Consider the following 23,735-nt stretch of genomic DNA (forward strand, 5'->3'; position numbering starts at 1 on the left):
GCCGTTCGTCCGTGTGAGACGATCTCTCCGACGGCGTTGATAGATCGCGTTCGTCGGCTCCTCCGTGTCGTTGTAGTATCGTTCATAAATCGTCTTAGAGCATGTATCGCTGTGCGAGCGGGACTTCTTCTGCGGGTTCGCAGGTGACGTGTTCGCCGTCGATAGACACTTCGAACGTCTGTGCGTCGATGTCGATATCGTCGGGACAGCGGTCGTTTCGAACCATATCGGCTTTGCGAACCGAGCGCGTTCCGCTGACCGGCCGAACCGGCGTTTTCAGGTCGTAAGCTTCCCCGACGCCGTTTTCGGCGGCGGCCTCGCTGACGAACGAGATCGACAACGCCTGCTTCGCTCGTCCCTGTGCGCCGGCGCGTTCGCGGCCGATAATCGGCTCGCAGGTCATCAGCGAGCCGTTCGCTTCGCCCATTTGCGACCAGACGGGGAACCCGCCCTTGATGACCGCCTTCGGTTTGATCCCGAAGAACGCGGGGTCCCAGAGGGCGATGTCGGCCAGCTTTCCGGGCTCGAGCGAGCCGACGTAGTCGTCGATGCCGGCCGTGATCGCTGAATTGATCGTGTACTTGGCGACGTAGCGTTTGATCCGTGCGTTATCGGCATCGGTTCCCTCGTCCGCAGGAAGCGGACCGCGCTGGTTTTTCATCTTGTGGGCCGTTTGCCAGGTTCGGCTGATGAGCTCCGCCATCCGCCCCATCGCCTGGGAGTCGGTCGTCATCATGCTGATCGCACCCGTATCGTGGAGGACGTCCTCCGCGCCGAGGGTTTCGGCGCGAATCCGCGACTCGGCGAAGGCGACGTCCTCGGGAACGTCGGGATTGAGATGATGGCAGACCATCACCATGTCGAGGTGCTCGTCGAACGTGTTCTCCGTGTACGGCATCGACGGGTTGGTTGAGGAGGGGAGCATGTGCTCGTGGCCGACCAACTCGAGCACGTCGGGGGCGTGGCCGCCGCCAGCGCCCTCGATGTGGAACGTGTGGATCGCGCGCCCGTCGATGGCGTCGAACGTCTCCTCGACGAATCCAGATTCGTTGAGCGTGTCCGTGTGGATACAGACCTGGACGTCTTCGTCGTCGGCAACCTCGAGGCAGGTGTCGATCGCGGCGGGCGTCGAGCCCCAGTCCTCGTGGAGTTTGAGCCCGCAGGCACCGGCCTCGACTTGCTCGTAAAGCGCTTCCGGACGACTGCTGTTGCCCTTGCCGTAGAAGCCGACGTTCATCGGCCACTCCTCCGCGGCCTGCAGGAACCGCTGGATGTTCCGCGGTCCGGGCGTACAGGTCGTCGCTCCGCCGCCGAAACCGCCCCCGAGCATCGTGGTGACGCCCGATCCGAGCCCGTGTTCGACGAGTTGCGGGCTGTTGAAGTGAACGTGAATGTCGAGCGCACCGGCAGTCGCGATCAGCCCGTCGGCCGGAATCGTGTCGGTACTCGGGCCGATGACCATGTCGACCCCGTCCATCGTATCGGGGTTGCCTGCCTTCCCGACGCCGACGATTTCGCCGTCGCGAACGCCGATGTCTCCCTTGCAGATTCCCAAAATCGGGTCGATGATGACGACGTTCGTGAACGCCCAATCGAGCGTTCCGTCGGCCTGGGTCGTTCCCGACTGCATTCCCATGCCGTCACGCATCGTCTTTCCGCCGCCGAAGACCGCCTCCTCGCCGGGAACGCCGTAGTCGGTCTCGATCTCCGCGAGCAGATTCGTATCGCCGAGTCTGACCCGGTCGCCTTCCGTCGCTCCGAACAAGTCGGTGTACTCCCGGCGGGGCATCTCTCGAGTCATTGCGATCCCTCCGACGCTCCGCCGTCGTCATCCGCCTTCGCGGCAGTTTCGGTTTCGTTCGTTTCCGTCTCAGACCCGTCTGCGTTCGATTCCGCGGGAAGCTCCACGCCCAGATACCCGTTCGCTTCGGCGCGCTCGAGCGCACGTCTACGGATCTCCGCATCGTCGAGCGGTCCGTTCACGAGGCCGCCCATTCCGTGGACGATCCGGTCGCCGCCGATAGCCACGAGGTCGACCGCTCGCTCGCAGCCCGGTTCGAACCTGATGGCGGTTCCGGCGGGGATGTTCAACCGATAGCCGTAGGCCTCGTTTCGGTCGAACAACAGCCCGGGGTTGGCTTCGAAGAAATGAAAGTGAGAGCCGACCTGAACCGGTCTGTCGCCCGTGTTCTCGACCGTCACCGACGTCGTTGCTCTGTCGGCGTTGATCGGGACCGGTTCCGACGCCGGGAGGAGCTCTCCGGGAACCATCGATGTCATCGAAGGGGCCTCCTCGAGTGTTCGGTTCGCTCGTTCCAGATATCGTTCATCACGCTCCCGTCTTACCAGACAAAGACCGTAAGTCTACGCTAGAATAACAATATTTGCCCATCATATCTTGGCAGAACAGTAACTACTCACTAAAAATAGATGTACGGCTGATATTCGTCCATATATTGGGAGAATACGACTGTACGTGTGATTTGGTCCCCAAATATATCAAAATCAACTATTGGAATTGAATCGAGGCCGGTCTGCGAAAGGTCATCGAGGCCAATCATGCGGAACCGAACAGGCAAGTCTAAAAGTCCAAAAATGGAGACGCACTGTCTCACCACGGTCTATCCCCTATCTGCCCTCTTACCGGGGATAAATAGCCGTTCACGTCCGTGAGTACCAACCTCGGAAGGATGGTAATATCCAAAAGCACTGATCGAGCGGATTTGACATTTTGTTATTTCAGACCGGTCTTCTTTTAGTATCGATATATAGCGGTACAAACGAAACATATGCACACATTATAAGGGAAGACAATCTGTTTATTGTTACTTTACGGCTACTGCTGATGGCTTAGGATATAGTATTATCTTGAGGGAATCCTTTTATACCTCCTCTAACTCGTCAGGGTGTAGATGACTACTGGACAAACGTGGGCCTATTCAGGGAATAAGGTGTACAATAATTGTATTTGTGTGTCTGTCGACAACTCTTCGGGTGAGGCCGATGAGTGAACAGCGCCTTTCCCGCAGATCGGTGATCGCTGGGAGCTCGGTTGGACTCGTCAGTGCAGCCGCCGGCTGTATCGAAGAAGGCGGACTTCTCGGCGGCGGTGGCGGCAGTGATGGACCGATTATCGGGGTACTCGAGGATCGTTCCGGCGAGTTCGCGTTGAACGGCGAATCGAAGTGGCAAGCAACGCTGATGGCGATCGAGGAGATCAACGCGGACGGGGGCGTCCTCGGGGAAGAGGTCGAGGTGTACGATCCCGATCCGCAGTCGGATAACGAACGCTATCAGGAACTCACTCGAGAGGCGATCAACAGCGAACAGGTCGATGCGCTCTGGGCGGCCTACTCGAGCGCCGACCGCGAGGCGATCCGACCGATCGTCAACGATCACGATCAGCTGTACTTCTATACGACTCAGTACGAGGGCGGCGTTTGTGACGAGACGGTCTTCCCGGTCGGTGCGACGGCCCGCCAACAGCTCGGAGCCGTGATTCCGTGGATGATCGAGGAGTTCGGCGACGAGATATACATCATCAACGCCGATTACAACTTCGGGAACATCTCCCAGGACTGGGTGCGACTGCTGGCGGACGAAGAAGGGGCGGAGATCGTCGGAAGCGAGGAGATCCCGCTCGGCGAGACCGACTTCGCGTCGACCATCAACGACATTCAGGCCGAAGACCCGGACTTCATCGCGTCGATGTTAGTCGGCTCCGATCACGAGAACTTCTACGACCAGCGCGCGGACAACGAGCTCGATATTCCGATCGGCTCCTCGACCACGATGGCCCAGGGGTACGAACACGAGCGGCTCGATCCGCCGGGGCTGGCCGACATTTACGTCGGCGTCAACTACATGCCGGAACTCGAGACCGAGGCGAGCGAAGAGTTTACCGACAAGTTCTACGACGAGTACCCGGACGCGGAGTACGTCAATCAGGAGGCCCAGAACAACTACTTCTCGGTCTACCTCTGGAAGGAAGCCGTCGAAGAAGCGGGGACGTTCGACCAGGACGAGGTCATCGCCCAACTCGAGAGCGGGATGGAAGTCGACGCGCCGGAAGGGACGATCGAGCTCGATCCCGCAACGCATCACATGACCCATCACATGCGTATCGGCCACTCCGACGAGGACCACAATATCACCTTCGACGAAGAGCAGTACATCGAACCGTCGTTCCTTCACGAGGTCGGCTGTGACCTGACCGAGGAATCGGAAACGACCCAGTACGAACCGTCCGACTTCTACGACGGAATATAGCATGTCAACAGATACCATACCGGATGCGGTGTACGTTGTCCTACGAATCTTCTTCGAGTTTACCCACAGCTTCGGGCTTCTCGTCCTCGCGACCGTCGGACTCGCGGTCATCTTCGGAATGATGGGAATCATCAATCTCGCTCACGGCGAGTTTATTCTCATCGGAGCCTACGGGACGACGCTCTCGTTTCACGCCGGATTGCCACTCCCCCTCGCGATGGTTACCGGAGTGGCCGTGACGACTGTCGTCGGATTGATTCTCGAGCGGACGGTCATCCGCCACCTGTACGACCGACTGCTCGACTCGATGGTTGCCACGTTCGGATTGAGTCTTGTGATCATCCAGCTAACCCGGATCCTCTTCGGAAATACGACGAACAACGTCAGCCTCTCGATGGGGAGTATTAGCTACGGTCCGTACTCGAGCGGAACGTACCGCATTCTCCTCGCGGTGATCGCGCTCGTCGTCCTGGCCGTGCTCTACTGGGTTTTCACCCGGACGAAGTTCGGTCTTCGCGCGCGAGCGACCATGCAAGATGCCGAGACGGCACGCGCGATGGGTGTTAACACCGACCGAATGTACATGCTGACGTTCGGACTCGGTGCGGCGTTGGCGGGCTTAACTGGCGCACTCTTCACGCCGGCATTCACGGTCGATCCGGAGATTGGAAGTGAGTTCCTCGTCGAATCGTTCGTCACTGTGGTTGTCGGCGGACCGTCGGTGCTCATCGGGACGTCACTCGGTGGCGCACTTCTCGGGACGATCGATGCGATGTTCACCTGGATCGGCGGCTCGTTCCTCGGTGAAATTATGATCTTGATCGCCGCGATCATCGCCATTCGAATTATGCCTGAAGGAATTACCGGGCTCCTCGAGGACTGGCGACAGAAACGGAGGGAAGACGAATGAGCGTCAAATCGTCCATCGGAGTGCTCGCGAACCGCCTTCGGGAGCCGTTCGAAGGGCCGAATACCATCGGGAACACGAACGGGTTCTGGATCGGCTTTCTGCTCACCGTGTTGCTGTTTGCCATCTACCCGATCCTGTTCGGGCCCTACGCCGCGTTGAATCCCGCGCAGTTTCTGGTCTTCGCGCTGCTGGCCGTCAGCCTCACGTTCATCTGGGGATTCTGTGGCATCCTGAGCTTCGGTCAGGTCGCGTTCTTCGGCGTGGCCGGCTACACGTTCGGTATCGTGACGATCAACATCCCAACATACACTGGCGCGACCCTGGGTATCATCATCGCCGTCGCGGTCGCTACGGCCTTCGCCGCGGTGATTGGGTACTTCATGTTCTACGGCGGTGTTCGCGACGTCTACGTGACGATACTCACGCTCGTCGTCGCGCTCGTCCTCCACACGTTCATGGAGCAGACGGCCGGTTCCCAGTGGACCATCGGCGAGGCACACCTCGGCGGATACAACGGAATGAACGTTCCCCAGGACCTCGCCGTCGGGTTCGGTGAGACCGGGGTCGCGTTCGACGGCGTGGCGCACTACTACGTCGTCTTGTTCACGTTGGTCGTCACCTACCTCCTATTGCGCGCGGTCGTCAACAGCCGCTTTGGCTACGCGATGGTCGCCACTCGAGAGGACGAAGCGAGAACGGAGATGTTCGGCTACAACACGACGTTCATCAAACTCGCCGCGTTCACGGTGGGCGGCGCGATCGCCGGTATCAGCGGCGTTCTCTTCGTCACCTGGGGGGCCTACATCAATCCGAGCCAGTTTGAACTCGTCGCCGCCACGATGCCCGTCATCTACGCGAGCATCGGCGGTCGAAAATCGTTCGCGGGGACGATCCTGGCCGCCGTCGCGATTCAGTATCTCGAACTGCAACTGACCGGCGAGTGGGCGTTCGTTATCGTCGGCTCGTTGCTGGTGCTCATCATCCTCACGATGCCCGACGGAATCGCGCCACGGGTCAGAAACCTCGTCCTCGCCGTCGGCGAGTGGCGTTCGAACCGCGACCGATCCGGGCAATCACCACCAGCAGAGGAGGTATCCGATTAATGGCTACTAGTGATCCAACTGTCAAGACGACCCAGGCCGTCGATGAAACGGGAAGCGGAACCGATCGTATACTGCAGACGCGAAACCTTCGAAAACAGTTCGGTGGACTCACGGCAACCGACGACGTGGATTTCGCTGTCGAAGCGGGCGAACTTCGCTGTCTCATCGGACCGAACGGGGCCGGCAAGAGCACGTTCCTCAACCTCATTACCGGAGTGCTCGAGCCGACCGCCGGATCGATATACTACAACGGGAGCGATATCACCGACCTAGAATCCCACAAACGGGTCGACCGCGGGATCAGTATCAAGTTCCAGGTGCCGAGTCTCTACCAGGAGTTTACGGTCCGCCAGAACGTTCGAATCCCGCTCCAGCGGGTGGCCTCGAGTTCGGAGTACGAATCACGCACCAGGGAGATACTCCAGCGGTGCAACCTCGAAGGCGAGATCGATACCGTCGCGTCGTCTCTCTCGCACGGCCAACAGCAGCGACTCGAGATCGGGATGGCGATGGTTCTCGAGCCGGACCTCATGCTACTGGACGAACCCGTGGCCGGTCTCTCGGTCGAGGAATCCGCAGACATCGCCGAGTTGCTGACGTCGATCAACGAGACCGACGGCGTCGCATTCATCGTGATCGAACACGACATCGATTTCGTCGAATCCATCGCGGATCGCGTGACGGTGCTCCATCAGGGCGGCATCTTCACCGAGGGAACGATCGAGGACGTCAGGGCCGATCCCGACGTCAAGCGAATCTACCTGGGGGAGGAACACTGATGCTCGAGACCGAACACCTCGGCGTCTCGTACGGGAAAACGCCGATACTCAGGGATGTGAACATCTCGATCGAGCAGGGAGAGATCGTCGGTATCATGGGCAAAAACGGCGTCGGGAAGACGACGCTTGTCAAGGCCCTGATCGGCCTGTTAGACATTAACGAAGGTCGAGTGACGTTCGACGACACAGTGGTCGCTGACGCAACGGCCAATCGGGAATCGTTCTGGCGCGCGGAGTCATTCCCGCAAGAGGTCGCTTCGACGCTAGCAGGGACGCCGATCAGCAACGCACCCGGACGACTCGGCGAGTTCTTCCCGCTCGCGGCGGAGTTGACTCCCGACGCGACCGCGGACCAACGCGCACGTGCGGGAATGGGCTACATTCCCCAGGGCCGAGATGTCTTCCCCGAACTGACCGTCGAGGAGAACCTCGAGATGGGCGAGACGATCAACGGCGATGCCGGCGAGTTCCAGTACGACGCCGTCTACGAGTTCTTCCCGATTCTCGAGGAGCGCCGTACGCAAGATGCGGGGACCCTGAGCGGCGGTCAACAACAGATGCTCGCCATCGGGCGCGCGCTGATCGGCAATCCGGATCTCCTGTTGCTCGATGAGCCCTCCGAGGGAGTCCAGCCCTCGATCGTGCAGGATCTCACGAGGGATCTCGAGCAGGTCAACGAGGAGCTCGGAACGACGATCCTCTTCGTCGAGCAGAACCTCCACGTCGTCCAGAACCTCGCCGAACGCTGTTACGCGATCGACAAAGGAACGATCGTCGACGAACTCGGGCCCGAACGGCTCGCGTCTCGAGATGCTGTGACGAAGTACCTCGCGGTCTGAGCGAACCGGAACGCTCCCGACTTCGTTCCGACAACTATCGACTTCGTCCGCCGAAACCGGTTTTCTGGGCTACAGATCCCACTCTTCTCGAGTGTAGGCCATCTCCCAGAACTGGTGCTCGAGTCGCGCGCAGGTCAGGAACGCCTCCTCCATCGCCTCGTGCTCGCCGGGGTACCGTTCGCCGCACTGATCGACGAACGTTCGCATCCAGTCGACGGCCTCGCGAAAGTCGTCGCTGGTGTACTTTTCGATGAACGGCGTGTAGCGGTGTTCTTCCGGTGCGATCTCCGCCATGTGGTCCGCGATATCGAGATACCCCTGTCCGCAGGGGTAGATCGCCGCCGCGGTTTCCGCCAGCGATCCCTCGTGGGCGGTCCGGACGAGGTAATTCGTGTACGCGATACAGGTCGGCGATTTCTGTACCGACTCGAGTTCCGCCCGATCGATGCCGTAGTCGGCGGCAAACTCCCGGTGAAGATCCATCTCGTAATCGAGAACGGTGTGTGCGACCTCGAGCAAGTGTGTCATCGTCTCCTCGTCGCGGGCCTTCGTTCCGGCGATCGCAAACACGCGCGCGTAGTCAAGCAAATACCGGTAGTCCTGTCGAACCCAGGTAAGAAACGCTTCCTCGTCGAGTTCACCCGTCGCGAGTTCTCGCACGAACGGATGATCTTTCTGTGCCTCCCAGATGTGGTCGCCGGTCTCGAGTAGCTGATCGCTGAACGCCATTAGCAGACAGCAAGCCCCTCCAGCGTAATATAATTGGCTACTATAATTGGATTATATATCGCTGTCGATCGACCACGCCTCGATCGGTAACGGACAGTCGAAAACAGCGCTGGGGCGGTGAATTGCTCGCCCTCGAGGGGAGGGCTTCCCGTTTTGACGACACAAATTGGAAGAGACTCAGGAAAGTCGCGCCGTGAGATCCGCCTCGGTAATGATTCCGATCGTTTCGCCCGCCTCTGTGATCATGACGGCCTTATAATGCTCGAGGAGGTTGCTGATTTCGTCGAGGGTGGCGTCCTTCGAGACCGTCGGGAAGCTCTCGCTCATGTGGTTGTCGATGGTTTCGTCCCGGGACTCCGAATCGAGGTGAACCAGATCGCTCTGGCTGATCGATCCGACGGGAATGCCGTCCTGGATAACCGCGAGTTGCGAGTACGCTTCGGACTCCATCTTGCGCGCGGCCTCGCTGATCGAATCGTCGGGCGAAACGCTGACGACGGCCTCGTTCATGAGGTCCTCAGCGCGGATCACGTCGCTTTCGGCCTCCTCGAGGGCGGTGACGATTCGACGCAGCGTCGAGAGCCGCGGGTCCACGTCCCCGCCTTCGATCCGGGCGATCAGCGGTTGGGAGACGCTTGCCTTCTCGGCGAGTTCACTTTGGGTCAGCCCGAGGTCGGTACGGCGCTGTCGGAGGTCCGCGGGCGTCGGTAGCTCCATACGGCTAAATAACCACGGGTTATAGAAAGTCTTTGGGTCGTGTCGACTTTTGGGCGGTAGTTATTCGTCGTCGTCGGCTTCGGTTTCGAAGACTTCGACGACCGACAGGGGGACGTCACGGAGTGCGCCGCCGATCTCGCTCTTGGCGATTCGAGAGGCGTGTTCCTCGCTGTCGGCGTTAAACACGTCCATCTCGAGGGCGAGACCGACGAGTGCGGTGTCCGCGGCGATAAACGCGGAGTCGAACGGTTCGCCACAGGCGGGACAGCCCGTCGCGCCGACTTCGACTTCGACGTACTCCATGTTCTCCTGATTGAGTCGCTTTCCGGCTTCGCTTACCGCGACACCGATTGCGTCGTCAACTTCGTTGACATCACGAACGAGCCACGCGGCTTCCATCGCGACGAGATAATTGCTCATACGAACCAAACGTGGTGGGGGGTTTCCTCTCTTGCGATTCGGTTTTTCGCCGATTTCGCCCCAATTTGAGGGTGCGGACGAGAGTTAGATGATGAGCATAACTTATGAGAATCACCCGGAGTGAATCCGGTCAGGATAGCCGTAGTTCGTTTCGAACGCTCATTTGGTTGTCCTCTCTACAACCTCAGTTGAATCGCAAGACAGCGCCGACCCGAACCGAAGCGAAACGATCGTCGCTACGGAGAAAGACACAAAGACTTATATACTCCCTCGGACTGGGCGACGATGAACGCTGATGAAATCCCGCGTACACAACGCCGCGCTGTTCGCAATGTATCAACTGTGCATTGTCGTCGGTATCGCCGCAATGCCGCTTGCAATCGTTGCTAACCAGATCGGTCTCAACTTCCCCCTCCACCGGGTCCTCGCAAATGTCGGAGAGGCCCTCGAGAAGGCCCAGAAATAGGCAGAAGACGATACGGAAACACCAAATCGACTACCGAAACCGAACAACTGTACCGACCTCGGCACGACTAAGCCGCCACCGCGGATATCACGTTTTTCCGAGCAATTACGTCTTTTCCGAGTACTTCGACCCGCGAAGCGACAGCGCTCCCGTCTGCTATCCGTTCGAGAACAGTCGATATCATCTCGGAAGCGGAAACGAGAGTGGTGACCGCCGATGTTTTATATCGCCCCGGTCGTTAGACACCTATAATGCGAACACCAACACGCGACTCGGAGTTCTCCCGGACGGTCGACCAGTTGGCAGACGACACGGACCCGTACGGGCCTGAGCTCGGTTCGATGCCCCAGAACGATCTCTCGCGCGCCGACCTCGACAACGTCAACAAGACGGGGACGACGACGATCGGAATCACGACTGCCGACGGCGTGGTTATCGCGACGGACATGCGCGCCAGCCTCGGCGGCCGCTTCGTCTCGAACAAAAACGTCCAGAAGGTCGAGCAGATCCACCCGACCGCCGCACTGACGATGGTCGGCAGCGTCGGCGGCGCACAGTCGTTCATCTCGAGTCTCCGCGCGGAGGTCAACCTCTTCGGGACCCGCCGTGGCGAGGGGATGAGCATGAACGCGCTCGCGACGCTCGCCGGAAACTTCGCTCGAGGCGGTCCGTTCTTCGCGATCCACCCGATTCTGGGCGGCGTCGACGAGGAAGGAAGTCACGTCTACAGCATCGATCCGGCCGGCGGTGTCATGGAAGACGACTACACCGTTACCGGGAGCGGAATGCAACTCGCCTACGGGCACTTAGAACAGACCTACGAAGAGGGTCTCTCGAACGACGAGGCGACGACCATCGCGGCCCAGGGAATCAAGTCCGCGGCCGAGCGTGACACGGGCTCGGGTAACGGCGTCTTCCTCTGTGAAATCACCGAGGACGGCGTCGACATTCAGGGCCACAACGACTTCGAAGAAGTCATTTAGAGCAGACGGGCTTTGCGTTCGTTTCGAACATCACAGACAACAGACTAGCCTAGTTACCACTCAGTCGCGATCCGACGCGTCCGGCAGGGTAAACGAAAACGTCGAGCCTTCGCCGGGTTCGGATTCGACCCAGATCTCGCCGCCGTGTCGTTCGATAACGCGCTCACAGAGTGCGAGCCCGATACCAGTCCCCGTGTGTTCGTCTTGATTGTGGAGTCGATGGAACACCTCGAAGATGTGTTCGGTTTTTTTGGGGTCGATACCGATCCCCTGATCGCGGACGGATATAATCCATTCCTCGTCCCGTTTTTCCGCCGAGACGTGGATCCGTGGGGTTCCGTCACTGTATTCGATCGCGTTATCCAGAAGATTCTGGAACACCTGTCGAAGCTGACTGGTGTCGCCGAGTACCTCCGGGAGTGAGTCTGCAGTAATCTTGGCGTTTTGTTCGTCGATCCGCACTTCGAGATCCGCGAGGGCGTCTTTGAGCACTTCGTCGAGATCGATCGGTTCGAACGGCTTCCCCTGCGTCTCGACTCGAGAATACGCGAGCAATCCGTCGATCATCTCGCGCATTCGCTCAGCACCGTTGACCGCGAACTCGAGAAACTCCGTCCCCTCCTCGTCGAGGGACTCTCCGTACCGACGGTCGAGGAGTTGAAGGTAACTCGATATCATCCGCAACGGCTCCTGAAGATCGTGGCTCGCGGCGTAGGCGAACTGCTCGAGCCGTCTGGTCTCCGCCTGTAATTCGTCGATGTACTCTCCGCGTTCGAAGTAGAACTTCACGAGTGTCGCGAGCGTATCGATCAATACCTGTTCTTCGTCGAGAAACAACTCTTCGGCTTCGATATTCGAGTTCTCGAGTAAGACGATACTGATCGTTATCGGTGTCTCGTTGGCCGTCCTCGTATGGGCAGTAAGCTCCGGCATCTGGGATTCGTAGTCCTCGGTTGTTGTCTCGTGATCTCCGACCGAAATGCGGGCGGCGGTGTGCTCAGGATATCGGAACGATTGTGGGAGCGTCGTTGCGAACTCGTCGAGCAACTCGTCGATCGGCTGGTCGCCGGTTTCGAACAGGTTCGTGGCGAGTTGTACAGCGGCAAGTTCTTTTTCTCGCTCCTCGAGTGCTTGCTTTCGCCGTTCGACCAACTCTTTCAGGTCGGTGATGTCCGTCGCGGTCGTGACGACTTGCTTGGGCTCGCCCCGTTCGTCGGTAATCGGTGTAGCATTGACGGACAGCCACGTCCGTTGATCATCCGATTGCTTCAGGAGGATTTCCTGGTCATAAAGTGGCTCACCCGTGTCGAAGACTCGGATTGCAGGCCGTTCGGTGACCGGGAGGAGCTCGCCGTCCGCATCGAACACATCCCGCTGGCCGGCGACGTATTCGGAAGCGCCGCCTGATGGAACCCCGAGAAGCGTTTCCATCCGTTCGTTGGCCCGACTGACCGATCCGTCCGGATTCGTGACTGCGATGCCGACCGGGCTCGTCTCCAGAATCTGCTCGGTGAGGTCGCGTTCGCGCTGTAGTTGCTGTTCCCGTTCTCGCCGATCGGTCATATCACGGGTGATCTTCGCGTACCCCTGTAGCTCCCCCTCGTCTCGAATTGCCGTAATCGTCACGTTCGCCCAGAACGTCGATCCGTCGGCGTGGACGCGCCAGCCTTCGTCCTCGATAGTACCCGCTTCTCTGGCCTGTGTGAGATTTCGTTTCGGGATGTCGTTCGCGCGATCAGTATCGGTGTAGAACACCGAAAAGTGTTCGCCGAGTATGTGTTCTGCATCGTAGCCTTTGATTCGTTCGGCTCCTTCGTTCCAGCTGACGACACGGCCCTCGGTGTCGAGCATAAATATCGCGTACTCTTCGACCGCATCGACCAACGACTGAAACCGGTGCTCGCTTTGCTGGTGGGCTTGCTCCGACTCTTTCCGGTCAGTTATATCGTAGTACAGTTCAATGCGACCGCCGGCGTATCGGCCGGACTCGATCGGTTTGCTCCGGTGTTCGAGCCAACGTCCTTCACGGCCGGGACCGGGTGTAATTCGACACTCGAACTGTTCGACGTAGCTGTTATCGTCATAGGTAGTCGAGACGATCTCGACAAACGATTCGGGATCCGCGACACGATTCGAGATCGTCTCCTGGATAACCGCGGACTTGTCCCTACCGATGAGATCGGCGCGATTCACGCCGAAGTACTCTTCGACGGATTCGTTGATCCAGGCGATGTCGAACTTCTCATCGAGGACGAACACACCGACGTCGGCTTCGTCGATGACCGAGGAGATCGACTCGTGCGTCTCCCAGATCGACGCGAGTGCGTCGTGGTCCCGCTCGCGCTCGTCGATAATCTGAACGGTCCCGACAGTTCCCTCGAACTCACCGTTGCTAACGAGGAGGCTGAACCGAAACTCACAGAGGACGCGGTCGCCATCCGCAGTTTCGATTTCGAACTCGACGTCCTCCTCGTCCACACCGGTCTCCCGCCGGGCGTCGATTTCGCGTTCGAGAAACTCGACGTCCTCCTCGTCGAGGAGAATAGAAACGTGCTCGCCGAGGAGTTCTTCGCGAGCGTACCCCGTCTCCTCGACGATGCTATCGTTGACCGCGACGAACTGACCCTCCGTATCGAGTTGATAGATTCCGTCGTTGACCGCATTCACGAGCGTCTGATAGCGCTGGATCGCTCTGGATCCATCCACGTTGTCCGAAAACACATCATTAGCGGGCCGTCCCCGTTCGCACATATAATGGAGTGGCCGTTGCGTCCTAAAAGCCCTCTGCTGGATCTGCGATCGTTCTAATCGCGCTAATCACGTGTTCAGACCGCCTAATCACGACGACCTACAGACGCATCGGGCGATCCGAGGAGACACAATCGACGCCGCGCAGCTCGAGCAGTTTTGCCGTGAACCGCCGTTCGATCGACCACGCGTGGACCTCGAGGTCGACCGCCTTCGCTCGGTCCACGAGCAGCGTGCTCAGACACCGCCAGTAGTTTGCTCCGATCACGTCACAATCGAGTTCGACCGCGGTCGTCACGGGCGTCTCGAGGTGTCGACTGGCCAGCAGTCCGGTGGGTTGGTTCGGATCGAGCGCTCGAATCGACCGAAGTTCGGGCTCGAGAAAAGAGGTCGTGACGACCCGATTTTCGACCCCGTCGATCGCCTCGAGCACGTCCGCCGCGATGTCGAGTTCCTTCATCTCGAGGTTGATCTCGATCGACGGCGGAACGACCTCGAGCATCTCCTCGAGCGTCGGAACGCGCTCGCCCGACTGGAGCACGGAGAGCGTCTGGAGTTCCTCGAGCGAACTGTCCGCCACCGCGCCGACGCCGCCGGTGACGCGGTCGACGGTTTCGTCGTGGATGACCACGAGTTCGCCGGAGCCACACCGTCGGACGTCGAACTCGACGGCGTCGGCGTATTCGGCGGCCGACTGGACGGCCGCGATCGTGTTTTCGGGTGCCGTCGCCGCGAAGCCGCGGTGAGCGATGAGCCGCATGAGAGTATTGTACCTAAACTGGCACACGAACTGCTATCAAGGTGGCGGAGCGGGTCGATACGCAACTCGGTTGGTTCACTCTGCTATCGCTTTCGAGACGCTAACCGCCCTCGTCAGAGTTCGATCACGTGATCCTATATCATTCGAGCCACAAGTATCTGGTATGAAAGCCGTTCGATACCACGAACACGGCGGAACAGACGTACTGGAACTCGAGGAGGTCGACCGACCCGAGCCCGACGCGGGCGAGGTGCGCGTCGAGATCGCCGCTGCGGGAATCAACCCTGTCGACACCTACTTCCGCGAAGGGTCGTACGCGCCCGAGTCACTCCCCTGGATTCCGGGATCAGATTTCGCCGGCACCGTCGAGGCGGTGGGGGACGACGTAACCGAGTTTCAACCGAGCGACCGCGTGTTCGGAACCGGACTCGGAAAGGACGTTCCCGGCACGTGCGCGGAGTACGCCGTGTCGCCGACCGACAGGATCGCGATCCTTCCGGAGGGGACCTCCTTCGAAGTCGGGGCGGCACTCGGTGTTCCCGCAGTAACCGCCTGGCGGTCGCTTATCGACCACGCCGACCTCGAACCGGCCGAACGCTGTCTCGTCCACGGCGGAAGCGGCGGCGTCGGCCACGCCGCGGTCCAGATCGCGGCCGCGACCGGTGCCGACGTGACGACGACGGCCTCGCCGGAGTACCACGACCGACTCGAGTCACTGGGCGCGGACGCGACAGTTGACTACGCTCGAGACGACCTCGAGGACGCCGTCGTCGAGGCCGGCTCGCCGGACGTGATCCTGGATCATCGACTCGACGACTACCTCCAGTTCGACGCCGACGTGGCGAAGCAGGGGACTCGAGTCGTCGGCATCGGCAACACGGTTCCGGAGGCTGGCTTCTCGAACGTGCCCGCGGCTCGCTCGAAGGAGCTGCGGATTCACCTGATCAGCATGTTCAACACCCCGGATATCTCCGCGGTGCTTCGTCGCGTCGCCAAACTGCTGTCGGCCGGGAAGCTGTCTGCCGAAATCGCTCGGACGTACGACCTCGAGGACGTCGACTCCGCCCACGAGGACGTGCTCTCGGAGAGCTTCTTCGGGAAGTTGGTCGTCACGCCGTAGAACGGGCGCCGTCGAACAGCCACCGACGGTCGTCACACTCCGTTCTCGACGCCCGAACGCAGGGTATCCGTTTTTGCACCTTCGCATCGAATGGGTGTCTATGTCTGTCACGCACGACTTTTCAGAGACCGTCGCGGTGATCACCGGCTCGAGCGGTGCGCTCGGCAGTGCGGCCGTCGAAGCGTTTCGAGACGCCGGTGCAACCGTCTGCGCCGTCGACGTCGTCGAGCCGGACGACGAAGACAGCCTCCTCGAGCCCGATGAGGGCGTCCGCTTCTACGAGGCGGATCTGACCGACGAGGACGACGTCTCAAGGCTCTTCGAGGAGATCAACGAGGACCACGGCCGGGTCGATCACCTGCTCAATATCGCCGGCACCTGGATGGGTGGGGATCACCTTGAGGAGACTGACACAGAGGAGTTCGACGCGCTGATGAACATCAACCTGAAGACGGCCTTCTTGACCTCGAAGCACGCCCTCCCGCACTTACAAGACGCGGAGGGCTCGATCGTGAGCGTGAGCGCGCGCTCGGGACTCGAGGGCGGCGAGGGCGACGGCCCGTACCGGATCACCAAAGCCGGAATTCGGATCCTGACGGAGACGCTCGCAGAGGAGAACCTCGGAACGGTGCGGGCAAACTGCGTGATGCCGAGCGTGATCGACACGCCGATGAATCGGGAGATGATGCCGGATTCGGATCACGAGAAGTGGGTCGATCCGGTCGACATCGCGGCGACGATGCTCACGTTGTGTAGCGAGGCGACGAGCGTCACGAGCGGCGCTGCTGTTCCAGTCTACGGCGAAGCCTGAGGCCACTGACAATAGAACGCGCAGTATGATTTTCCCACTCGGCTAGTTGGTCCGTCGAGGAGGCACGGACACAAGAGAACGGAATTAGTCGATCTGTTCGTTACAGATACCCCTGATCTTGTAACCAGCCGTACAACTGATCGGGATCGGTTCCTGTAAGGAACTCGTAGTACCCGAGGACGCCCAACACGAGAGTAACGACCAGAACGAGGAGAAGAGGGACACGGACCGCCCAGATCCACGCCGTCCCCAGCCCGCCGAGGTCGCCAATTCCTTTTTCGAGTTCTTGGACGGCGAACTTCGGTGCGATCCACCCAACGAGGATCATCAACATCGTCGCACCGAATACGAGAAGAATCCCCTCGACTAGTCCATCGAGCATGTCGAGGAAGATTAGGTCGTAGGTAACAGGGACACCGAGAAGGTAGATGACGCCGCCCATGCCGAGTGCCGCCTTCCATCGTTCGACTCCCTTCTCGTCGATGACGTATGCAGTCACGACCTCGAGCAGTGAAATTGCACTCGAGAGCGCAGCAATAGCAACTGTCCCGAAGAACAGTACCCCGAGAATGTGACCGCCTGGAACGGTTGCAAACGCTTCAGTCATTGACACAAATATTGCGCCAGCGCCACCGTCTCCCGGTTCCTGAATACCGGCCGAGAAGAAGATTGGGAACACGACAAGTCCGGTCAGGAACGCGATTCCGGTGTCGAATCCGATGATTGTCGCACCGTCCTTTGAGAGGTTTCGGTCTTCACCGAGGTAGGATGCATACGTAATCATCACGCCCATCCCGAGTGACAGCGTAAAGAACGCCTGCCCGGCCGCTGCCGGGAGTAATTCCACCCAGTTATCCGCGATTACAGCGAAGTCCGGTGACAGATAATACGAATATCCTGCACCGGATTCGGGCAGCGTAAATGCCCAGACGGCCATTCCGACGAGCAGGAGAATAATCGCAGGAACCATTACCTTCACTGCAAGTTCGATCCCGCGACGGATGCCCAACGCGACAATTCCGATCGTTAACGCCATGAAGAGCGTGTGGAAAAAGAACGCATCGAGGCCAGTCGACAGTTCGCCGAACATGATGGCCGCTGATGGTTCTCCAGCCTCAGCTGCAATATCTTCGTACCCTGCGAGTTGGCTTGCGTAGCTATCGCGAAAGCCTTCGACGAAATACCGGATGAACCAGCCTGCGACGACGCTATAGTACGATAATATAGCAAACCCGGTCATAATGAATATTGCCCCGATGAACTTCCAGGCTCCCCCGCCAAGTTCGATGAGCGCACCCACCGGATTGCGTTCAGTGTGTCGACCGACAACGAACTCAACGAGGATTGCCGGGAATCCGACGACCAGAATAAATAGTAAGTATACCAGTAAGAAGGCCGCACCACCCCCTTCACCGGTAACGAACGGGAACCGCCATATATTCCCGAGGCCGACGGCGCTTCCCACCGCGGCTAGTATGAACCCTGTTCTCGTGGCCCACGTTTCACGTTCTGCCATGGCCGGGATATCTTCCCCCCCACCACTAATAACTTACTAGATATGACGGATTAATGGAAAATTGTCTCGAGAAATTTTGCCTGAAAAATGGACGGAAATCTTTTTCCCAGTGGTTACACGACTGTTCGCTATGACTCGGAGCAGGTGGTCGCCGTGACGATGGAGGATCGCATCGAAGAGCTGGAGGAGTTTCGGGCGGAGGCACTAAAAGGCGGCGGTGAGGACCGGATCGAGAAACAACACGAGAAGGGAAAGATGACCGCCCGCGAGCGGATCGATTACTTCCTCGACGAGGGGACGTTCACCGAGTTCGATCAGCTCCGCACTCACCAGACGAGCGAGTTCGGGATGGAGGAAAAGAAGATACCCGGCGACGGCGTCGTTACCGGGTACGGCGAGGTCGACGGCAGAACCGTCTTCGTCTTCGCTCACGACTTCACCGTCTTCGGCGGCTCGCTGGGCGAGGTGTTCGCCGAGAAGATCTGCAAGGTCATGGATATGGCCATGGAGGTCGGCGCACCGATCGTCGGGCTCAACGACTCCGCCGGTGCACGGATTCAGGAGGGCGTCAAGAGCCTCGCCGGCTTCACGGAGATCTTCCGCCGGAATCAGGAAGCAAGCGGCGTCGTTCCACAGATTTCGGGGATCATGGGCCCCTGTGCGGGCGGTGCGGTCTACTCGCCCTCGATCACTGACTTCATTTTCATGGTCAAGGACACGAGTCACATGTACATCACCGGGCCGGGCGTCACCAAGACCGTCACCGGTGAAGACGTGACTCACGAGGAACTTGGCGGGGCGGTCACCCACGCGAACAAGACCGGCGTCGCGGAGTTCGCCTGCGAGAGCGAAGAGCAAGCACTGGACAAGATCAAGCGCTTGCTCTCGTATCTTCCACAGAACAACGTCGAGGACCCGCCGCGCGTCGAGCCGTGGGACGACCCGGATCGACGAGATGAGGCGCTCGAGGATATCGTCCCCTCGAGTCCGCAGAAACCCTACGACATGACCAACGTGATCGATTCGGTGGTCGACGAAGGTTCGTTCTTCGAGGTTGCGGACAACTTCTCGAAGAATATCGTCGTCGGATTCGGCCGACTCGACGGCCGCTCGGTCGGCATCGTCGCCAACCAGCCGCGAGTCAACGCCGGCACGCTCACCGTCGACGCGTCAATGAAAGGCTCGCGTTTCGTGCGTTTTTGCGATTCGTTCAATATCCCGATCGTTACCTTCGTCGACGTTCCCGGCTATATGCCCGGGACCGATCAGGAACACCGCGGGATCATCCGTCATGGCGCGAAGCTTCTCTACGCGTACTCCGAAGCGACCGTGCCGCTGCTGACGGTTATCACGCGCAAAGCCTACGGCGGAGCCTACTGCGTCATGGCCTCGAAGAACCTCGGCGCGGACGTCAACTACGCCTGGCCGACAGCAGAAATCGCGGTTATGGGGCCCCAAGGTGCCGTCAACATCCTTTATCGCGAGGAACTCGCGGAGGCGGAGAACCCGGACGAGCTCCGCGACGAACTCATCGAGGAGTATCGCGAGGAGTTTGCAAATCCCTACACGGCGACGGACAAGGGCTTCCTCGACGACGTCATCCTCCCGACCGAAACCAGACCGCGCCTGATCGCCGACCTCGAGATGCTCGAGACCAAGCGCGAAGACAACCCGGACAAGAAACACGGCAACATCCCGCTCTGAGATGGCATCCAAGCAACGAGCCCGCGCCGACGAGCGAGACGCAGCAGAATCAGTCGAGGCACCGAACATCGAAATCGACATCCCGGACGACGCCGACGAGTCCGAGGCAGCGGCCATCGCGGCTGCAGTTAGTGCGCACGTCCGCGACCAGGAACTCGCCGCAGCCGCCGCGGCCGCCGATGAGGAAGATAGCTGGGACGGAAAACGGTGGAGCTACGCGGGCCGGGTTCGAGCCCAGCAACAACGAACCATTCGAGTCCCCCGAGACGCACCCACGAACCCCTGGAGCGCCGCGGGCCGGACCGACCGGTTCTGATCGCCGGCCGAGTGTTGTCGACGATCGCGTCTGACCGACGGGCGCTTCGTGTTGATGGCCAACTGTCGCCGCCGACGGATCCTCGTCGACGAGCGGTCGTCCTCGAGACACCTCCGGACATCGCTTCCGATCGAACGAACGACGATATTTCGTTACCGTTCTCGAGCAAACTGCCCAGATCTCGAGTGATCTCGCTATCGAACCGACTGCAGATGACAGTGACCGGTTCCCAGACGGACTGACGAGAAATCGATACCGAGAGATCGGTTGCGAAAAAGTAAGGTAGGGCGCTTGCGACGGTTCTTGTAGGAATGTTCAGGAAGGTTCTCGTGGCGAACCGCGGCGAAATTGCGGTACGGGTCATGCGAGCGTGTGAGGAGCTAAACGTCGGGACCGTGGCTGTTTACTCCGAGGCCGATACGGACTCGGGTCACGTCAGGTACGCCGACGAAGCCTACAACATCGGCCCGGCGCGCGCGGCCGACTCGTACCTCGACCACGAGGGCGTCATCGAGGCGGCCCGAAAAGCCGACGCCGACGCGATTCATCCCGGCTACGGCTTCCTCGCGGAGAACGCCGAGTTCGCCGGCAAAGTCGAAGCCGAAGACGGGCTCACCTGGATCGGCCCCTCGAGCGACTCGATGGAAACTCTCGGCGAAAAGACCAAAGCCCGCACCGTCATGAGCGAGGCGGAGGTCCCGATCGTTCCGGGGACCACCGAACCCGTCACCGACCCCGACGAAGTCAAAACCTTCGGCGAGGAGCACGGCTATCCGATCGCGATCAAGGCCGAGGGCGGCGGCGGCGGTCGCGGGATGAAGGTCGTCTGGGAGGAAAGCGAGGTCGAGGACCAACTCGAGAGCGCCCAGCGCGAGGGCGAAGCCTACTTCGACAACGATTCGGTTTACCTCGAGCGCTACCTCGAGAATCCACGCCACATCGAAGTTCAGATTGTCGCCGACCAGCACGGTAACGTCCGCCATCTGGGCGAGCGCGACTGTTCGCTCCAGCGCCGCCACCAGAAGGTCATCGAGGAGGGGCCGTCTGCGGCGCTTTCGGACGAACTCCGCGAACAGATCGGCGACGCGGCCCGCCGCGGCGTCGCGGCCGCCGAGTACACGAACGCCGGCACCGTCGAGTTCCTCGTCGAGGAAAAGGAGGGACGCGACGGCCTCCTCGGACCGGAGACGAACTTCTACTTCCTCGAGGTGAACACGCGGATCCAGGTCGAACACTGCGTCACGGAACAGATCACCGGGATCGACATCGTCAAGCGCCAGATCAAGATCGCGGCCGGCCAGGAAATCGACTTCGGCCAGGGAGATGTCGATATCGACGGCCACGCGATCGAGTTCCGAATCAACGCCGAGAACGCGGCCAACGACTTCCAGCCGGCCTCGGGCGGCTCACTCACCACCTACGACCCACCGGGCGGCGTCGGGGTTCGCGTCGACGACGCGCTTCGGCAGGACGACGAACTCGTCACCGACTACGACTCGATGATCGCGAAGCTGATCGTCTGGGGCGAGGATCGCGACGAGTGTCTCGAGCGATCCCTCCGCGCACTCAGAGAGTACGATATCGAGGGGATCCCGACGATCATCCCCTTCCACCGGCTGATGTTGACCGACGAAACGTTCGTCCAGAGTCGCCACACGACGAAGTACCTCGACGAGGAACTGGAAGAAGACCGCATCGAGGAAGCCCAACAGCAGTGGGGAGCCGACGAGTCGACGACCGACGCGGACGACGAGGAGGTCGTCGAACGCGAGTTCACCGTCGAGGTCAACGGCAAACGCTTCGAGGTCAACCTCGAGGAACACGGCGCGCCGCCGCTTCCGACTGGGGACAATCCAGGCGGCTCAGCGCCGAGCCCGCCGGACGTCGCAGGCGGTGACGACGGCGGAGACGACATCGAACTTGAGGACGGCGAACTCGTCGACGCCGAGATGCAGGGGACGATTCTCTCGGTCGAAGTCGAGGAAGACGACGAGGTCGCCGCTGGCGACGTGCTGGTCGTCCTCGAGGCGATGAAGATGGAAAACGATATCGTGGCTTCCCGCGGCGGGACCGTCACACAGATCGCGGTCGACGAAGGCGACAGTGTCGACATGGGCGACAGTCTGGTCGTCCTCGAGTAAATCGATCTCGAGACCCGGAACCAACTATTCGACTTGTTTTGTGCTGCTACCCGCGGTGGCACGCACGATTCAGAGACGCTCGCGCAACGCCCAGACGTCTTCGGCCGGCTCGAGGCGACTCGGTTCGGCTCCTCGCTCGGAGAGGACTCCGGCGTGATACAGCATCGCCTTCAGCTGGAAGACTGTCGGCGAGTGATAGATCGAGCCGTCCTCGAGCGCTTCGGGTCGTAAATTCCCGTCTTGCGTGAGCACTCGGCGTCGGATCGCCTCGTCGCCGCGGACGAACAGTTCGACCGTGAACGTCGGATGGAGCACGTGAAGGTACTCGACCAGCGTCGGCAACGACGGCGCCGGGTTCCCGTCCGCGTGGAGATTCTCGAGTTCGGTCACTATCAACTGGGTAGCGGGGTACGCGAAGACGACTCGTCGCGCGAGCTGGCCCCATGCCGGCGCGGTGTCGATAAATCGCTGGGACGAGCGGTACCAGTCTTCGAACGCCTCGAGGGCGGCCTCGGCGGAGCCGTGACGGCGAACCCCAAATCGGACGACCTCCCGACCGAGCGCGGTCAGGGTTACGCGATCCGGTCGAACGCTGACGAGATCGAGAAATTCGGCTCCCTGTCGCGCGGCGTCGGTCGCGCTGACGACCCTGTGCGTCGAGAGGAGCGTCTCCGTCTCTCCGTCGGCGTAGTGTGCGAGGGGATAGCCGAGGTAGTTCTTCGGATGGTTGAGCGAAAACGACTGATCGGCGACGCCCTGCGCGCTCGCCTGAAACCGTATCGCGTTCGCTTCCGACGTCGTTCGGTTCCCGACGACTCGAGGGGTCTCAAGCGGGTCGACGGTTCCCGCCGAATCGACGCCGAGTACGCCGACGTTTAACTCTCGAGCGAGCGTTCGATCGGTCTCGGACACCGCGACTGCCGGCGCGGCGAGGTACGCCGCGTTCGCCTCGTGTAACCGATCGTGTGCCTGAACGATTCCGCGGCGCGTGTCGACGCTCCCGTCGGTCGTGTAACCCTTTGCTTCGACGGCGATCAACGGCGGCTCTTCGCCGAATCGTTCGACCGCAAGCAGTTCCGACTCGAGCGTTCGAACGCCGACGAGGTCGGGATAGCCGCCGCCGATCTCGACGTGATTGAACGGGGCGAGCGTCTCGCGAACGGAGCGATCGATAGGCTCGTCCGCCAGCCAGCGCTCGCTCGCGAACTGCGTGTCGACGACGGCGTAGGTTCCTTCCTCCTCGGGAAACAGCCGCCGCTTGGTGTGTGCGAGCACGGCCGGTTCGGAAAGCGATCCCCCGGAAACGGACATAGCGTGCTATTAGTGACCGGTGTGAAAACCGTTGTTGCTCGAGCGGGCGCGGTCGTCTGTAACGATGCTGTTGGTCTCGATAGGCCGATCGCG

The 23,735-nt window shown here is 60.3% G+C and carries 21 protein-coding genes; 12 read left to right on the top strand and 9 right to left on the bottom strand.

Annotated features, from left to right (window positions below):
- Positions 1-94: 94 nt before the first annotated feature.
- Both ureC and QNM96_RS00195 read right to left on the bottom strand, forming a co-directional pair.
- Positions 95-1,801, bottom strand: coding sequence for an urease subunit alpha (gene ureC / locus QNM96_RS00190; protein ID WP_283833990.1), 1,707 nt, complete (start codon positions 1,799-1,801; stop codon positions 95-97).
- Positions 1,798-2,280: an urease subunit beta gene (locus tag QNM96_RS00195; protein ID WP_283833991.1), complete on the bottom strand. Its 483-nt coding sequence runs from the start codon at positions 2,278-2,280 to the stop codon at positions 1,798-1,800. The genes ureC and QNM96_RS00195 overlap by 4 nt, the downstream gene beginning before the upstream one ends.
- A gap of 723 nt (positions 2,281-3,003) precedes the next feature.
- On the opposite strand from QNM96_RS00195, the gene QNM96_RS00200 reads away from it, so the two are divergent.
- Genes QNM96_RS00200 through QNM96_RS00220 form a run of 5 tightly spaced genes read left to right on the top strand, consistent with a single transcriptional unit; the run spans position 3,004 to position 7,900 of the window.
- Positions 3,004-4,269: an urea ABC transporter substrate-binding protein gene (locus QNM96_RS00200; RefSeq protein ID WP_283833992.1), complete on the top strand. Its 1,266-nt coding sequence runs from the start codon at positions 3,004-3,006 to the stop codon at positions 4,267-4,269.
- A 1-nt stretch (position 4,270) separates the two neighbouring features.
- Positions 4,271-5,179, top strand: coding sequence for an urea ABC transporter, permease protein UrtB (gene urtB / locus QNM96_RS00205; RefSeq protein WP_283833993.1), 909 nt, complete (start codon positions 4,271-4,273; stop codon positions 5,177-5,179).
- Positions 5,176-6,282, top strand: coding sequence for an urea ABC transporter permease (locus QNM96_RS00210; protein WP_283833994.1), 1,107 nt, complete (start codon positions 5,176-5,178; stop codon positions 6,280-6,282). The genes urtB and QNM96_RS00210 overlap by 4 nt, the downstream gene beginning before the upstream one ends.
- On the top strand, positions 6,282-7,061 hold the full coding sequence (locus QNM96_RS00215; protein WP_283833995.1) for an ABC transporter ATP-binding protein: 780 nt from the start codon (positions 6,282-6,284) through the stop codon (positions 7,059-7,061). Before QNM96_RS00210 ends, QNM96_RS00215 begins: the two co-directional genes overlap by 1 nt.
- Positions 7,061-7,900 carry an ABC transporter ATP-binding protein gene (locus QNM96_RS00220; RefSeq protein ID WP_283833996.1) on the top strand — a complete coding sequence of 280 codons (840 nt, stop codon included), beginning with the start codon at positions 7,061-7,063 and terminating at the stop codon, positions 7,898-7,900. The genes QNM96_RS00215 and QNM96_RS00220 overlap by 1 nt, the downstream gene beginning before the upstream one ends.
- A gap of 69 nt (positions 7,901-7,969) precedes the next feature.
- On the opposite strand, the gene tenA is transcribed toward QNM96_RS00220, so the two are convergent.
- The 3 genes from tenA to QNM96_RS00235 all read right to left on the bottom strand — a co-directional run bounded on the left by tenA (position 7,970) and on the right by QNM96_RS00235 (position 9,766).
- On the bottom strand, positions 7,970-8,629 hold the full coding sequence (gene tenA / locus QNM96_RS00225) for a thiaminase II (RefSeq protein ID WP_283833997.1): 660 nt from the start codon (positions 8,627-8,629) through the stop codon (positions 7,970-7,972).
- A 177-nt stretch (positions 8,630-8,806) separates the two neighbouring features.
- Positions 8,807-9,346, bottom strand: a complete 540-nt coding sequence (locus QNM96_RS00230; protein ID WP_283833998.1) for a CBS domain-containing protein — start codon at positions 9,344-9,346, stop codon at positions 8,807-8,809.
- A gap of 60 nt (positions 9,347-9,406) precedes the next feature.
- A complete protein-coding gene (locus QNM96_RS00235) occupies positions 9,407-9,766 on the bottom strand; it encodes a DUF555 domain-containing protein (RefSeq protein ID WP_283833999.1) in 360 nt (119 codons plus the stop codon).
- A gap of 295 nt (positions 9,767-10,061) precedes the next feature.
- Between QNM96_RS00235 and QNM96_RS00240 the strand changes: the two genes are divergently transcribed.
- Positions 10,062-10,232 (top strand): hypothetical protein, encoded by a 171-nt coding sequence (locus QNM96_RS00240; protein ID WP_283834000.1) that lies wholly within the window; start codon positions 10,062-10,064, stop codon positions 10,230-10,232.
- Between the two features lie 251 nt (positions 10,233-10,483).
- A complete protein-coding gene (gene psmB / locus QNM96_RS00245) occupies positions 10,484-11,215 on the top strand; it encodes an archaeal proteasome endopeptidase complex subunit beta (protein WP_283834001.1) in 732 nt (243 codons plus the stop codon).
- A gap of 60 nt (positions 11,216-11,275) precedes the next feature.
- On the opposite strand, the gene QNM96_RS00250 is transcribed toward psmB, so the two are convergent.
- Both QNM96_RS00250 and QNM96_RS00255 read right to left on the bottom strand, forming a co-directional pair.
- Positions 11,276-13,966 (bottom strand): PAS domain S-box protein, encoded by a 2,691-nt coding sequence (locus tag QNM96_RS00250; RefSeq protein WP_283834002.1) that lies wholly within the window; start codon positions 13,964-13,966, stop codon positions 11,276-11,278.
- A gap of 97 nt (positions 13,967-14,063) precedes the next feature.
- Complete coding sequence (locus tag QNM96_RS00255; RefSeq protein WP_283834003.1) at positions 14,064-14,723, bottom strand: glycerophosphodiester phosphodiesterase family protein; 660 nt, start codon at positions 14,721-14,723, stop codon at positions 14,064-14,066.
- A 163-nt stretch (positions 14,724-14,886) separates the two neighbouring features.
- On the opposite strand from QNM96_RS00255, the gene QNM96_RS00260 reads away from it, so the two are divergent.
- Together QNM96_RS00260 and QNM96_RS00265 are read left to right on the top strand one after the other, a co-directional pair.
- Entirely contained in the window at positions 14,887-15,843 is a 957-nt protein-coding gene (locus tag QNM96_RS00260; protein ID WP_283834004.1) for an NADPH:quinone reductase, read from the top strand.
- Positions 15,844-15,943: 100 nt separating this feature from the next.
- The gene (locus QNM96_RS00265) at positions 15,944-16,654 is read left to right on the top strand and encodes an SDR family oxidoreductase (protein WP_283834005.1); all 711 of its coding nucleotides are present in this window, start codon (positions 15,944-15,946) and stop codon (positions 16,652-16,654) included.
- A gap of 100 nt (positions 16,655-16,754) precedes the next feature.
- Here the strand turns inward: QNM96_RS00265 and QNM96_RS00270 are convergent, their stop codons facing one another.
- On the bottom strand, positions 16,755-18,170 hold the full coding sequence (locus tag QNM96_RS00270) for a sodium-dependent transporter (protein ID WP_283834006.1): 1,416 nt from the start codon (positions 18,168-18,170) through the stop codon (positions 16,755-16,757).
- 159 nt (positions 18,171-18,329) lie between these two features.
- On the opposite strand from QNM96_RS00270, the gene QNM96_RS00275 reads away from it, so the two are divergent.
- From QNM96_RS00275 to QNM96_RS00285, 3 genes are all read left to right on the top strand, one after another.
- Positions 18,330-19,874, top strand: coding sequence for an acyl-CoA carboxylase subunit beta (locus QNM96_RS00275; RefSeq protein WP_283834967.1), 1,545 nt, complete (start codon positions 18,330-18,332; stop codon positions 19,872-19,874).
- A gap of 1 nt (position 19,875) precedes the next feature.
- Positions 19,876-20,190 (top strand): hypothetical protein, encoded by a 315-nt coding sequence (locus QNM96_RS00280; protein WP_283834007.1) that lies wholly within the window; start codon positions 19,876-19,878, stop codon positions 20,188-20,190.
- Between the two features lie 311 nt (positions 20,191-20,501).
- A complete protein-coding gene (locus tag QNM96_RS00285) occupies positions 20,502-22,331 on the top strand; it encodes an acetyl-CoA carboxylase biotin carboxylase subunit (RefSeq protein WP_283834008.1) in 1,830 nt (609 codons plus the stop codon).
- Between the two features lie 69 nt (positions 22,332-22,400).
- Here QNM96_RS00285 and QNM96_RS00290 read toward each other — a convergent pair whose 3' ends face one another.
- Positions 22,401-23,642 (bottom strand): hypothetical protein, encoded by a 1,242-nt coding sequence (locus QNM96_RS00290; RefSeq protein ID WP_283834009.1) that lies wholly within the window; start codon positions 23,640-23,642, stop codon positions 22,401-22,403.
- Positions 23,643-23,735 lie beyond the last annotated feature (93 nt).

This window comes from Halostagnicola sp. A-GB9-2, from assembly GCF_030068615.1.
GTDB lineage: Archaea > Halobacteriota > Halobacteria > Halobacteriales > Natrialbaceae > Halostagnicola.

Coding starts and splice junctions, on each gene's coding strand:
- QNM96_RS00240 (WP_283834000.1), top strand. CDS start 10,062: ATGAAATCCCGCGTACACAACGCCGCGCTGTTCGCAATGTATCAACTG.
- QNM96_RS00200 (WP_283833992.1), top strand. CDS start 3,004: ATGAGTGAACAGCGCCTTTCCCGCAGATCGGTGATCGCTGGGAGCTCG.
- QNM96_RS00270 (WP_283834006.1), bottom strand. CDS start 18,170: ATGGCAGAACGTGAAACGTGGGCCACGAGAACAGGGTTCATACTAGCC.
- QNM96_RS00230 (WP_283833998.1), bottom strand. CDS start 9,346: ATGGAGCTACCGACGCCCGCGGACCTCCGACAGCGCCGTACCGACCTC.
- QNM96_RS00215 (WP_283833995.1), top strand. CDS start 6,282: ATGGCTACTAGTGATCCAACTGTCAAGACGACCCAGGCCGTCGATGAA.
- QNM96_RS00210 (WP_283833994.1), top strand. CDS start 5,176: ATGAGCGTCAAATCGTCCATCGGAGTGCTCGCGAACCGCCTTCGGGAG.
- QNM96_RS00285 (WP_283834008.1), top strand. CDS start 20,502: ATGTTCAGGAAGGTTCTCGTGGCGAACCGCGGCGAAATTGCGGTACGG.
- QNM96_RS00195 (WP_283833991.1), bottom strand. CDS start 2,280: ATGACATCGATGGTTCCCGGAGAGCTCCTCCCGGCGTCGGAACCGGTC.
- QNM96_RS00275 (WP_283834967.1), top strand. CDS start 18,330: ATGGAGGATCGCATCGAAGAGCTGGAGGAGTTTCGGGCGGAGGCACTA.
- QNM96_RS00220 (WP_283833996.1), top strand. CDS start 7,061: ATGCTCGAGACCGAACACCTCGGCGTCTCGTACGGGAAAACGCCGATA.
- QNM96_RS00280 (WP_283834007.1), top strand. CDS start 19,876: ATGGCATCCAAGCAACGAGCCCGCGCCGACGAGCGAGACGCAGCAGAA.
- ureC (WP_283833990.1), bottom strand. CDS start 1,801: ATGACTCGAGAGATGCCCCGCCGGGAGTACACCGACTTGTTCGGAGCG.
- QNM96_RS00235 (WP_283833999.1), bottom strand. CDS start 9,766: ATGAGCAATTATCTCGTCGCGATGGAAGCCGCGTGGCTCGTTCGTGAT.
- tenA (WP_283833997.1), bottom strand. CDS start 8,629: ATGGCGTTCAGCGATCAGCTACTCGAGACCGGCGACCACATCTGGGAG.
- QNM96_RS00250 (WP_283834002.1), bottom strand. CDS start 13,966: ATGTGCGAACGGGGACGGCCCGCTAATGATGTGTTTTCGGACAACGTG.
- psmB (WP_283834001.1), top strand. CDS start 10,484: ATGCGAACACCAACACGCGACTCGGAGTTCTCCCGGACGGTCGACCAG.
- QNM96_RS00255 (WP_283834003.1), bottom strand. CDS start 14,723: ATGCGGCTCATCGCTCACCGCGGCTTCGCGGCGACGGCACCCGAAAAC.
- QNM96_RS00260 (WP_283834004.1), top strand. CDS start 14,887: ATGAAAGCCGTTCGATACCACGAACACGGCGGAACAGACGTACTGGAA.
- urtB (WP_283833993.1), top strand. CDS start 4,271: ATGTCAACAGATACCATACCGGATGCGGTGTACGTTGTCCTACGAATC.
- QNM96_RS00265 (WP_283834005.1), top strand. CDS start 15,944: ATGTCTGTCACGCACGACTTTTCAGAGACCGTCGCGGTGATCACCGGC.
- QNM96_RS00290 (WP_283834009.1), bottom strand. CDS start 23,642: ATGTCCGTTTCCGGGGGATCGCTTTCCGAACCGGCCGTGCTCGCACAC.